This is a genomic window from Candidatus Nitrosocosmicus agrestis, from assembly GCF_008389435.1.
Classification (GTDB): domain Archaea; phylum Thermoproteota; class Nitrososphaeria; order Nitrososphaerales; family Nitrososphaeraceae; genus Nitrosocosmicus; species Nitrosocosmicus agrestis.
Map to the genome: position 1 here is coordinate 29,233 of NZ_VUYS01000013.1, position 12,860 is coordinate 42,092.

The 12,860-nt window shown below is 34.6% G+C and carries 12 protein-coding genes; 6 read left to right on the forward strand and 6 right to left on the reverse strand.

What is annotated here, in order from left to right; translation table 11 throughout:
- Window positions 1–41: 41 nt before the first annotated feature.
- Window positions 42–341 carry a hypothetical protein gene (locus tag F1Z66_RS09275; protein WP_149863336.1) on the reverse strand — a complete coding sequence of 100 codons (300 nt, stop codon included), beginning with the start codon at window positions 339–341 and terminating at the stop codon, window positions 42–44.
- A gap of 148 nt (window positions 342–489) precedes the next feature.
- The gene (locus F1Z66_RS15505; RefSeq protein WP_154670535.1) at window positions 490–657 is read right to left on the reverse strand and encodes a hypothetical protein; all 168 of its coding nucleotides are present in this window, start codon (window positions 655–657) and stop codon (window positions 490–492) included.
- A gap of 290 nt (window positions 658–947) precedes the next feature.
- Between F1Z66_RS15505 and F1Z66_RS09280 the strand changes: the two genes are divergently transcribed.
- Window positions 948–2,657, forward strand: coding sequence for a molybdopterin-dependent oxidoreductase (locus tag F1Z66_RS09280; protein ID WP_149863337.1), 1,710 nt, complete (start codon window positions 948–950; stop codon window positions 2,655–2,657).
- A 192-nt stretch (window positions 2,658–2,849) separates the two neighbouring features.
- Here F1Z66_RS09280 and moaA read toward each other — a convergent pair whose 3' ends face one another.
- Complete coding sequence (gene moaA, locus F1Z66_RS09285) at window positions 2,850–3,845, reverse strand: GTP 3',8-cyclase MoaA (protein ID WP_149863338.1); 996 nt, start codon at window positions 3,843–3,845, stop codon at window positions 2,850–2,852.
- Window positions 3,846–4,025: 180 nt separating this feature from the next.
- On the opposite strand from moaA, the gene tatC reads away from it, so the two are divergent.
- Window positions 4,026–4,811, forward strand: coding sequence for a twin-arginine translocase subunit TatC (tatC, locus tag F1Z66_RS09290; RefSeq protein WP_159357422.1), 786 nt, complete (start codon window positions 4,026–4,028; stop codon window positions 4,809–4,811).
- 123 nt (window positions 4,812–4,934) lie between these two features.
- On the forward strand, window positions 4,935–5,594 hold the full coding sequence (locus F1Z66_RS09295; protein ID WP_201448558.1) for an MOSC domain-containing protein: 660 nt from the start codon (window positions 4,935–4,937) through the stop codon (window positions 5,592–5,594).
- Between the two features lie 302 nt (window positions 5,595–5,896).
- Here F1Z66_RS09295 and F1Z66_RS09300 read toward each other — a convergent pair whose 3' ends face one another.
- The gene (locus F1Z66_RS09300; protein ID WP_149863340.1) at window positions 5,897–7,831 is read right to left on the reverse strand and encodes a sensor histidine kinase; all 1,935 of its coding nucleotides are present in this window, start codon (window positions 7,829–7,831) and stop codon (window positions 5,897–5,899) included.
- Between the two features lie 720 nt (window positions 7,832–8,551).
- Between F1Z66_RS09300 and F1Z66_RS09305 the strand changes: the two genes are divergently transcribed.
- Together F1Z66_RS09305 and F1Z66_RS15510 are read left to right on the forward strand one after the other, a co-directional pair.
- Window positions 8,552–9,067, forward strand: a complete 516-nt coding sequence (locus F1Z66_RS09305) for a 6-bladed beta-propeller (protein WP_149863341.1) — start codon at window positions 8,552–8,554, stop codon at window positions 9,065–9,067.
- Between the two features lie 245 nt (window positions 9,068–9,312).
- Window positions 9,313–9,489 (forward strand): DUF5320 domain-containing protein, encoded by a 177-nt coding sequence (locus F1Z66_RS15510; protein WP_154670536.1) that lies wholly within the window; start codon window positions 9,313–9,315, stop codon window positions 9,487–9,489.
- Window positions 9,490–9,555: 66 nt separating this feature from the next.
- On the opposite strand, the gene F1Z66_RS09310 is transcribed toward F1Z66_RS15510, so the two are convergent.
- Window positions 9,556–9,924, reverse strand: a complete 369-nt coding sequence (locus F1Z66_RS09310; RefSeq protein ID WP_201448559.1) for an MGMT family protein — start codon at window positions 9,922–9,924, stop codon at window positions 9,556–9,558.
- Between the two features lie 141 nt (window positions 9,925–10,065).
- Here F1Z66_RS09310 and F1Z66_RS09315 point away from each other — a divergent pair, with 141 nt between their 5' ends.
- Entirely contained in the window at window positions 10,066–11,553 is a 1,488-nt protein-coding gene (locus F1Z66_RS09315; protein ID WP_149863342.1) for a hypothetical protein, read from the forward strand.
- A 213-nt stretch (window positions 11,554–11,766) separates the two neighbouring features.
- On the opposite strand, the gene F1Z66_RS09320 is transcribed toward F1Z66_RS09315, so the two are convergent.
- The gene (locus F1Z66_RS09320; RefSeq protein WP_159357424.1) at window positions 11,767–12,786 is read right to left on the reverse strand and encodes an adenylate/guanylate cyclase domain-containing protein; all 1,020 of its coding nucleotides are present in this window, start codon (window positions 12,784–12,786) and stop codon (window positions 11,767–11,769) included.
- Window positions 12,787–12,860 lie beyond the last annotated feature (74 nt).

Sequence of the window (12,860 nt, forward strand, 5' to 3'; positions counted from 1 at the left end):
CTTTGGTATTTAAGATTAGGATAATGCCTACTCGGCTCTGTTCACTTAATATGTTTTATTTCATTGTTATGATAATCTACAAAGAGCCGCAGCCAATTCCGTACATGCTTTAACTTGCAATTCTTTAGTCTACAAGGAAAGTAGTCATCAAAACTTTCCGTTCTGTCTTTTATGTATTGCATCTTTCTTTCAATCAGACTTTTCTCCAGAAAGGAATGAATGTGATGATCGAGATTTAAGAATCTACAGGCCATTGGATACCAAGTACCTCCATCAGTCGAAACGGGATGAATTTCATGAATCTTGACTAAACCTGAAATGAATCTTTCAGCTACAAACATGTTTCTTTCTTTAGATTTATTAGCAAAAGAAGTGCGAGAATTTGCCTGTTTTCGGGTTCAGTTGCAACCCAGAGCCAGACAAACTCTGATCCCACCTTCAACATGGTCTCATCTATGATATACTCTAGAACTCTTCTTCTAGTTGACTTCAGCTTTTGAGGCTTGTACTTTTGAATCCAATTCCAAATGGAAACGTGATTTCTCTTGTATATATCTGAGATAATCTTTCCGAGGCTTTCCTTAAGGATAGACCTGAAAAGTACAAATGCAACCCATAATATACATACTTTGAAGGCGTTCTGTTTCTAGTAAGCATAAAAGAAATGGAATGCTTTCAAGCTATAGGCTTATCGTTAACTGAACAGAGCCGCCTACTCGATTGTACATATATATATAATCAAGAGGTAAGCAATCAAACCTTTTAAATTTGAGGTTTAATACTATAGTAGCAGATTTGCCATAAAAGAACAAGAATATTGATTTTATATGATTCAATCTTACTGCAATCTATTGAATTACGAGTAGAGGAAGTACAGGTACAAGTACAAATAAAATTGGGATTGGATTTGGAAAAATCCTTAAATAATCTTGTCCTATTGATTTATAGTGGTCCAAAAAGCCAAAACCAATCTTTATTTGGTATTTTTTATATTTGGTCTTGTAGCTGGAATTTCATGTACAGTACTAGGTATTTTTCTACGGATAAATTATGATGGAATATTTCTCCCCCAGTTGGCCGCCCAGGGGCTCATTTCAAATACATCTGGTGAAATTGAATCACAGGCCGTACTTACTCTAGGACCCTTAGCCAAATACTCTACATTTATTGGAGCTACTTTTGTCAATATATTGATTTATGGCGTGTTTGGTATACTTCTTGGAAAATTTTTTCAAAGAATTAAACAGAGTAACTTGGGAATCCGCTTCATATTATCAACTTTAATTCCATATATCTTTATGCTGGCTATTGCAGTTGTATTGCTGATAATTAGCACCACGCCAGGACAATCAATATTGTATCCTACAGTTAAAAGTATTGCTTTATTTTTGTTACCTCATATGATATTTGGACTTGTTTTTGTACTTTTGTTAGGTAATAAAGGCCGGAGGGGAGTGGTGTCTCAACTCCAGTCAAAAGAGTATGATTTGACGCCGCCTGACAAGAAACCAACACCAACAATTCCAATCAGAGATACAGATTACAATAAAAGAGATATGATTAAAGCTCTGCTCATATCAGTTGTAGCAATTCCACTCATTTACCTTGGATTTAATCGTTTAATTTCAGGAAGCGAACAGAAAACTCAACCATCTGCATCTAGTTCATCGAACACTGTAATACGGCAAATATTGCAATCAAAATCTAAACCCGCAGGTTTTGAGAATCCTCTTTTAACTCCGCTTGTGGATGCAGAAATTACACCTACTTATCTCTTTTATCGAATCGATATTAATACGGTAGTTCCTAACGTGGATGTTACAACCTGGTCTCTAACTTTAAAGGGCTTGGTCGATGCACCAATGACGTTTAATTACGATCAGATTAAGAAAATGGAGTCGGTAGAACAGTTTGCTACATTAGCATGTATAAGTAACAAACTTGGAGGTAATCTCATAAGCACGGCCTTGTGGAAAGGTGTAAGACTCAAAGACCTACTTGTTAAAACTGGGGTTAAACCAAATGTCAAATATATCGTATTTAGATGCTCCGATGGCTACGACGTTGGCATACCTATTGAAAGTGGTATGCTTGATGGAACAATACTAGCTTACGATATGAATAAATCTCCACTTACTAGTGAACATGGTTATCCACTAAGGGCCATAGTACCTGGATTTTATGGAATGATGAATCCAAAATGGATTTTAGAAATTGAATTGGTAGATAAAACATATGAAGGTTTTTGGCAAAGGAAGGGATGGACAAACAATGGTATTGGCGCCATAAATTCAACTATAGTATTTCCTGGGAATCAACCTATTGATGATCGATTTCCGCATTCGGTTACTTCTAATGCGTTTCCTCCAGGAAAGAATATTCCTATTGCCGGAATCGCATTTGCCGGTGACCGTGGCATAGCAAAAGTGGAGGTGAGTGTTGACGGGGGGAAAACCTGGAAAACTGCTGTTGTTAAAGATCCATTGTCTCAATATACTTGGGTATTATGGACCACTGGGTTCGTTGCTCCTGATAAAGGTAGTTATGAAATTGTTGTAAGAGCGACTGATAAGACAGGTGAGGTACAAACTTCAACATTAGTAGATCCATATCCAAACGGGGCACAAGGGTATAACCGCGTCGATCTAACAGTATAGATCAGATCTCTTGTTTTTTTCTGAAATATTTGATACCAAACCTATGAGATTGTAATGCGATATATTTTATTTATCCTATTCAGGTCTTTCTAGCTGAAATTCCACTATAACGTCGACTGGATTTAGTTACAATTGTTTTCCTTCCTTTGTAATTGATAGCAATTTATCCATGAACGTTCTTCTATCGGGTTTTTATCCTCCAATCGAATACATGTCATTCATATTCGGTACCAGGGACTGGTTTCTGATGATTCTTACTATGCCTTCCGGTTTTTGTCTTATACACTTTTGAATATATTCGTATATTTCATTGTCTGATTTACTGTTATCTAAAAGACATTTTAAATCGTGGTTCCTGTTATCAAACAAACATCCATATAATTTTCCATCGGCAGTGACCCTAATTCTATCACAACTTTGACAAAAAGGCTCAGTTATAGATGGTATAAATCCTATAACTCCTATACAATCTTTAAATGTGTATAGTCTTGCCGGATCGGCAGCATCATTCTTCAAGTCAAATAATCTACCAAATTCCTTACTTATTTTGTCCATCATTTCCTTTTTACTTACAACCAGATCTTTTGACCAAATACCTGTTCCATCTAAGGGCATAAATTCAATAAACTTTACAGGACAACCTGTGTCTCGTGAGAACTTTACAAAGTCTAAAATCTCGTCATCATTCCATCCTCTCATAATTACTGTATTTATTTTGACAACTATCTTTTCTTTAATGGCCGCCATGATCGCTTCTCTTACTGTTGATACGCCATCTACACCACTTATCTTTTTGAATCGGGTGCGGTCGAAAGTATCAAGACTTATGTTAATACTATTTAAACCTGAATTTTTCAAACTGGTAATCTTGTCTTTGAGGAGCAATCCGTTCGTAGTCATACTTAAGGAACGAATATGATCGATATTGGACAAGCCTTTTACGAGAGTTTCTATGTCTTTCCGAATGAGGGGTTCGCCTCCAGTAATTTTTAGTTTTTCAATTCCAAATAAGGTAAAAACTTTTACGATTTGAATCATTTGTTCGTAACTTAGAAGGTTTTTTTGGCTTAACCATTCTGTATTATTATCTGGCATACAATAAACACATCTCATATTGCATCTATCAGTAACCGAAATTCTGAGCTTTTTAGCAACCCTTCCAAAACTGTCCTTCAGTGGATCGTTCATTTTTATACTATTCCTATTTAACCTTGTTTGAAAATCTCATTTGATGTATATAGATATTTATTTATGCTAGCCAGGAATATGGAATTCTTATAACAATCGGTTCACACTTGCTCTTTATCTTGGATATGGCGAAGGGGGTAAATATTCATTTCAGCTGACGAGCGCCCTTTTATCAAAGTATTGAAGGAAATTAGATCACGAGTAATTAGGATTTTCATAGTCATGGCTGTAATAATGATAACATGCCTAACATTGGGAGTTATTTTTGTAGATGTCAATGGTTTGAAGGTGCCAATATTATTTCCTAACTCTTTTGACAATATTTCAGTTCAAATTATCCTTTTACTCAATAACGATATTATTCCAAATAACGTTAATTTGATCCAAACCACTCCAGGACAAGCCTTTACAGCTCAAATGTATGTGGCAATAATAGTGGGATTTCTTGGTTCACTTCCAATAATCTTTCGTGAATTTATGGCTTTTTTGAATCCTGCTTTGCTTCATAATGAAAGATTGGTGATCAAACGAACTATTATTCCTGCAGTTACTTTATTTGTTTTGGGATGTTTGTTTGCATATTTTGTTGCAATTCCGTACACTCTCGAATTCTTGTACAAGTACGGGCAGGCAATGGATGTCCTTTCATTTTTTGATGTTACTTCTTTTATAATGTTTGTTTTAAACTTTCTAATAATTTTTGGCTTATCATTTGAGTTACCTCTGATTATGTGGGCAACTTCCAAATCAAATTTGGTTACTATTAATTTTTGGAAACAAAACATGAAATATATTATTATTTTGATAGTAATACTAGGTGCATTCATAACTCCGGATGGTGGCGGAATCACTATGTGGTTTATATCTGGACCATTAATTGTATTATATGTACTGGGATTGATAATTATCGAAAATAACTCTAAAAGCAATTTCACAGTCAAACGGGTCCAATCAACTCGACCATAGTTTTTTACATTTATTAAAATATGCCAATATAATAAAAAAGAAAAGAAAACATAATCAATTTAGGGAATGAAAGATAATACATAGAGTTAGAAGGCTTAGGAGAAAAGGAGGGTGGGTAATTAGATGATGAATGTCATATCGGTAAATATAGGCTTACCGAGAGATGTTTCTTTTAATAATCAAACAATAACTACAGGAATTTTTAAAACTTCAATAAATAAAAAACTTAAGGTCACGAAACTAAACCTTGAAGGCGATGCCCAGGCCGATTTGTCAGTGCATGGAGGATTTGATAAAGCCGTCTATGCATATCCTGTTGAACATTATCCTTATTGGAAGAAGGTTTTTCCAGATAAGAAGTTATCTCATGGTATGTTTGGTGAAAATCTTACAACGCAGGGTCTTTTTGAGGACTCGGTAAATATCGGAGATGTCTACGAAATAGGGACTACCCGTCTTATTGTTACCCAGCCTAGGATGCCGTGTTATAAATTGGGGATAAAATTTGGCAGGATGGATATCATTGAGAAATTTATCCATAGTAAAAAACCCGGAATCTATTTTAGAGTGCTTCGAGAGGGTGAGTTAGAAGCCGGTAATGAAATCAGATTAATAAAGAGTGATGTAAATAAAGTTAAAGTAAATGATATTGTGTGGTTGTATGTCAACGAGCCCATGAACTCAAATGAAAAAAAACTCTTAGAAAAAACTGCCAAACTTAAATATCTTCCAACCGGCTGGAAAACCCATTTTCAAAATAAATTAAACAATTCCAACTTGTAAACTAATGAGATATCAACAATTGCCTATCCAATCTATCTCTATTCTAGAATTAAACTTTTTTGCAAAGAAAATGTGATTTAAATCTTGTTACTAATATTCTGCATGATAATATAATATTAGTAACAGACGTAATTGTCCGTGTTGGTGATTTTTATTTCAATTCCATATTAAATTTACAGTTTCTTGTCTAATTTAATGGTCATTCTAATTGAGCCTTGCAAAATCCCATAAATTATTCCCAATAGAATGACTTTTTGTCAACTTTATGATATTTGTGTGTTTTTACTCTGCATTAACAGTATCTATTTTTCAATAAATACATCACCACTACTAAAAGGAAGACTAAACCCAAAGGTTGCACCATTTTTATCCTGATTATTTCTCGCCCATATATTGCCCCCGTGAGATTCAATAATCTTTTTTGAAATGTACAAACTTAATCCAGCACCGCCTTTTGATTTTTTAACATATTTTATAAATAAGAATGGTAATACATCTGGATGTATTCCGTAACCATTATCAGATATTGTAACTACTGCAGCTTTATTGTCTTTACTTTTTTCAAGTTTTACTTTTACAACACCTTCGTCATGGGTAAATTCAAAGGCATTATCAAGCAAGTTGGTTATGACTTGAGCAAGATAATATCGATCGCCGCTTACTATTATAGGGTCTTTTGAATCGTCTGCATAAACAAAATCAATCTCTACACTGTAATTAGGTTTTTTGCCTCTATCCAAACTGTCTGTGTCATCAATTTTTTGGCTTGCTTTGTGTATTTTTTTAGTAGATTGATTTTCATACTTGTAGTTTGTTGATATTTCTTGGATAAAATCTTTCATGTTTATATTCTCTTTGTTTAGCATCAACAAGTTATTATCCAATTGGGAAACATCAAAAATGATATCAACCAATCTTTTAAGCCTTCTTGTGCTCCTAATTATTGCTTCTATGGGATCTTTGTAACGATCGTTTTCCTTCCCCTCTGGGGCTAAAGTATTAATTTTTTTTAATATCTCTGAAAATCCCATCAAGGATTGAACGGGATTTCGTAACTCATGAGCTGCCAAATTTATAAACTCTTTCTGCATATCATCATGAATTTGAATATGTTTGTTGGCAGACTCTAGTTTGATTTTGGAATCTTGGAGCTCTTTTGTTCTCTTGTTTACTTCTTTATTCAATGTTTTATTGATTTTATTTAAATATATTATTAATAATAACACCGCGGCGATAGTGCCTGTTATGAGTGACAACATTTGGAGCCTTTCTTTATCGATAATTTCATTGATTTTTGAATATATCAATGAGGTGGGCGTCACTACAAATACAGAAAATCTTGGTTTATCTTCAATATATATGGGATAGCCTGTGTTTAATCTTTCTTGGCCTACTAAATCATAAACTGCAAATCCTGGCTGTCCAGAAACGACTCTTCTTACCATGTCATCAAGTACTTTGTCATTTCCTATTAGATTTTGAGTAAATTCTCCAAAGAATTGCTTCCCTACAAGCGATGGAATCGGATGTATCAATATTGTAACGTCATGGTCAAAGACGGATAGATATTGAGATTGAATATCATAAATATTACCATAGTATCTGAAAAATTCATCTACTGGTATGACTACACCTATTAAACCGTTGTAATAATTACCGCTATTATTTGTTGAGATTATAGGATAAGTAATTGCAAATCTATCCTTTCCTTCAATACCCTCAAACATTTCTGAAATAACTGGTTTCATCGTGTTTTTGGTCTCTTTTACCCAACTTCTGAATGAAAAGTTCTTTCCAGTATATATGGGATCACCTGATGGACCAATGTCAAATATTGCTATTCCGTCCTTATTTTGAAGAAACATTCGATCGACCGGAGTTGTATCATTTATTTTGTTATATGCATCAGTTAGCGCACTTTTCGTCATGTTTGGCAGAGGGTCTTCTAGATTGGTATTTATGGAGTTAGAAATTCCTTCAAGCCTTGCTAAAATTAGTTCAAAATCTGATTGAATTTGTTGCGATATTCCTTGGGTGACTTGTTTTTGATTTTGCTTTTGTTGTTCAAAAATGCTATTATAGATGCTGTCTTCAGTTTCGTGCTGCAGAAATGCAAATAATATCAAAGGTACTGATATAATTAAAATTGCTATAATGATTACTGTCTTATTCATTGTCATGAAATTACGGACTGAGGAGAAGGTCCAATTATTCAATCCGTCCAATTTCATTGCCATTGATATATACTTTAGCCAATCTAATAATGTTATTTTCTTTAGAAATTACTAGATTTGAGTATACTGATGGACCATACAATTTTGATTCAATTGGTAATAAGTAAGTCATTTGTTCTTTCTAATATTCTTGGGAATAATGTGCAGAATTTTTACAAATACTTAATAAATTCACAAGATATTAATTTACATGAAGCTCGATTTCAATACAAAATATACTTTCTTGCCCAAATCTGGTTTGACCATTTCATTTCTTAATCTATTATTAGTCATAACTACTAATTCCTTGGTGTCTTTTTTATTTTTTCAGAATAATTTCAACATAGATTTTGCTAGCGCTGCAAGCCTACAAACATCTGTAAACAAATCATCAAATTTTGAATTTGAATTTTTTAGATATATCTCTCCATTTGATCCGGACCATCCAAATTCTACACAAATTCTTCAACCAGAAGGAAACTTACAGATGAATCTGACAATCTGTATGTAAATGGTATAGATCCAAATGAAATCAAATTCTATGATAAGGATGGAAAATTTTTAAATAGTTGGGGTCGCACATCTGAAAATGATATTCTTTTAAACCATCCACATAGCAGTGAATTTGATGAATACAAAAATCTGTACATCACTGATCAAAATAATAAGAGAATTGTCATATTTTCAAACAATGGAACTGCGATTGATTCTTGGGAGGACAATCCTTCTAAAGGTATAAGGTTAATGCATCTTCATGGAATTGATTTAGATTCTAAAGGTAACGTATTTGTATCTGACAGAGATCCGAATACCGTTCAGAAATTCTCAAGCAATGGGACTTTGATTACCTCGTGGGGCGGTGCTGGAAATGGACCTGGACAATTCGATATGCCCTGGGATGTTGCATTAGATGCTCAAGACCGTGTGTACGTACCCGATTATGGAACTAACAGAATTCAGGTTTTTGATGAGAACGGCGCATTTCTGTACCAATGGGGAACCGCCGGAAAAGGATTTGGTGAATTTAGTCATCCTGCTGTAATCGCGTTTGATCAGAAACAAATATTATACATGACAGATTCCGATAATCATAGGGTTCTCTTCTTTAATAATGGCACTTTTATTTCTGGATTTGGATTTGAAGGAACGGGGCCAGGGCAGTTCGCTAAACCAGAAAGCATTGCAATTGATTCTAAGGGAAACGTGTATGTGGCTGATACCACTAATAATAATGTACAGATGTTCTTTCCAAAAAGATAATCAGATTTGGTATTGATGCCTGGAAATTCTATCAGATTTCCTCTGGATAATTTGTCATAACTTGACTTTGACTCAATTCCGTATACTAGAGGGCTAAATACAACAATATGATGGAAGTGTCAAAATACCCTTAACCTTCCATGCCATCATCAAAGTAATATATTGGATATACGATATATATAAATATGACAAGATGATATCATATCGTATGTCCAATACGAAGGATAAGGAGGTGATTTAACAATATGGGTTGTGGCTGTAGTTATAGCGGTGTTGGCTCTTCTGCTCACTTAGGATTCCATAGATCAAGGAGTTTTCTAACAAGAGAAGAGAAAATAGAATTACTTAAAGAATACCAAAAAGATCTTGAAAAAGAGATCAAGGGTGTGTCAGAAAGACTGAAGGAATTGGAAGTGGTCTAGTTCTGTCAGCCCTTTCTAAACTAGGTTTTCCTTTTTTATTACATGTTATGTAGATGACTAAGTAGATTATGTTATTTTTGGTCGGAATCTCTTTTTCTCAAACTCATCAATCGTAAGATCTTTAAAAAATAATCCTTCATTTTCTAACAATTTTTTTTTCTTGTCTATTCCTAGTGCATATCCGCCAATTTTTCCGTCTGCCTTGACAACTCTATGACATGGGACTACAACAGGGTTAGGGTTTTTGTTTAAAATCCTTCCTATTCTTCTTGAAGCAAGAGGATTGCCTAATGCTCTTGCAATGTCCCCGTAAGTAGATACCCTTCCCGTAGGTATGGTTAATAGTATTTTGTAAACATCTTCACTTTTTATAGATGAATCAGATTCTTTATCATTGGTTTCCATGGTAATAGTTCTACCATTGGATTCTTGCATTTGATTTATTGGTGTTAATCATATTTAAATATATACGTATGTGATATCTTGATATCAATAGGGATCCATGGTTTTATTTTAAAAAGATATTGACGATTTTATTTTTTGTTCTAAAATTATTAGAATATAAGAATATTGCAATTGGGTAGCAAATTAAATATACTTAATCAATTTAGTATGGTTGTGAATAGCTCACAATATAATAGTAAAATTTCAGGTAAGAAGGGTCTAATGACTCCTCTTATGGCTGTATTAACTTTGACAATATTGCTAGTGGTGGGTCCAACATCTATGACCCTGAGTGTATATGCTCAAGGTAATACAGCTAATCAAGCAATTGGTCAAGCTCAATCTTCTACACAATTGGGGGTTTGTGTGTCAGGTACAGGTACCTTAATCTCATGTAACAACTTGAATGCTCAAAACCAGGCAAACAGTGGTAACAATGCATTAGCTCAAAGCGGTGATAATGGTGGTAGTGGCGGCGGCGACAATCTTGCTAATCAAGCAATTGGTCAAGCTCAATCCTCTAACCAAAATGCATTATGTGTGTCAGGTACAGGTACCTTTGTCTCATGTAACAACTTGAATGCTCAAAACCAACAAAACACAGGAAATAATGCCTTGTCACAACAAGGTGGAAGCGGAAAAGGCGGCAACAAAGCCACTCAAGGTATCGGCCAATCACAATCCTCTAACCAAAACAGCGGAGTAGTATCTGGAGGCAACACTCAAGGTTCTGGAAATAACGTAAATACACAAAACCAACAAAACAGTGGTAATAATGCAGCAGCCCAAAGTGGTGGAAGCGGAAAAGGAGGAAACTCTGCAAGCCAAGGTATCGGCCAATCACAATCCTCTAACCAAAACAGCGGAGTAGTATCTGGAGGCAACACCCAAGGTTCTGGAAATAACGTAAATACACAAAACCAACAAAACAGTGGTAATAATGCAGCAGCCCAAAGTGGTGGAAGCGGAAAAGGAGGAAACTCTGCAAGCCAAGGTATCGGCCAATCACAATCCTCTAACCAAAATGCACAATGTGTTTCTGGTGGAAATACTGCCGGTTCTTGTAATAATGTCAATAACCAAAATCAGGCAAATACAGGAAATAACGCAGCAGCCCAAAGCGGTGGAAGCGGAAAAGGCGGCAACAAAGCCACTCAAGGTATCGGCCAATCACAATCCTCTAACCAAAATGCACAATGTGTTTCTGGTGGAAACGTAGCAGATTCCTGTAATAATACTAGCACTCAAACACAATCAAATAGTGGTAATAACGCTGTAGGACAACAAGGTGGAAGCGGAAAAGGAGGAAACTCTGCAAGCCAAGGTATCGGCCAATCACAATCCTCTAACCAAAATGCACAATGTGTAGCAGGTGGTTCATTGAGCAACTCTTGCAGTAACAAAAATACTCAGTCACAGACAAATACAGGAAATAACGCAGCAGCCCAAAGTGGTGGAAGCGGAAAAGGAGGAAACTCTGCAAGCCAAGGTATCGGCCAATCACAATCCTCTAACCAAAATGCACAATGTGTTTCTGGTAAAGACGCAATAGTCTCTTGCGATAACGAGAACTTTCAAAACCAAGTAAATAGCGGAAGTAACGTATTAGGCCAGCAATAACTCTAATTTTTTACTTTCTCATTTTATTTTTACGATCTTCATATTTTCGTATTTGTTTTACTTGTTAGTTACATATTCAAATAAATTATAGACTGTGAACCGTTGATACCTCAGACCATTAACCAAATACTACAAATAAATACTACATGTGGATAAGCAATTCGAATTGAGTGAAAATAATTTAGAAAGTTTAGGTCCAATTAAACAGATTGTCTATTTATTTGTGAACACGTCATAAAGACCATTGTTTGTCTGATTTACATAACTCCATATTTCAGAATTGGTTTCCAATTTCTTGAAAGATTTTTTTGAAGCATCGTCTAATTCATCAAACAATTTATTTCCAATAACAATGTGATCTGGTTCTGCAAGAGATGTCATCTTGACCGCGACACTTATCGTGTAGCCTATGAGGTCTAAATGAGGTGTTTTTAGTGTTTCTTTTTCAAATTCAAAGATATCAATTCCATACTGAACTATGGCTACTTCACCAAAATCTATTCCTATTCTGACCTTTAATTCGGGATAATCATACTGGTTTAATATAGGATTTATTCCTTCTTGTATCGCTTTGATCATAGTAAAAGCACATCTTATAACATTACTAAATTGCAGACTGGAAAGATTGTTATCATCAGAAACGTTATTGCTGATACTGTTATCAGTATTTGATTTATCTGGAGTTTTTCCTTCTGTTACAAAGAATGCTAACACAGCATCACCAATATATTTTAGTACATATCCACCATAAAGATTTATTATTTTTGTCATCTCTTGCGTAAAAGCTCTTATTATCATTGTTAGTCTATCGATGGGCAAAGTCAATGCCATTTTTGTTGATCCTACTAAATCTATATGGAGCATTACTAGTTGAAGCTTTGATTCTGCATGTTGTTCCAAAATCGCTTGAGTTTCTTTAAGTATGATATTTAGCTCTGGTTTTGATTTCAGAGCATTCCACGTTCTAATCTGTGATTCTTTAATAATTGTATCAATATCAATTACAGCATCAAGATAGAATTTGTTTATAAGATGATTTGACAATTTTTTGTTTTCTGCTTCTTTGCCAATCTCCTTGTTGCTTTTGTTCTCGTTCTCGATAATTTCACGCACCAAATCTTCATCAATGTCTAATTCTAAAGAAATAGTTTCTGAATTAAGACCCGAATTATATAGATTCATAACTGTATTTTTCTGATTTGGATTTTCCTTCGACCGGTCAAACTTTGTCAATATCATTTATACTGTTTTTTTTAGATATAAACCTGCTTTGATGTTGATAGTTGGAAATATGACATAGCCCATAA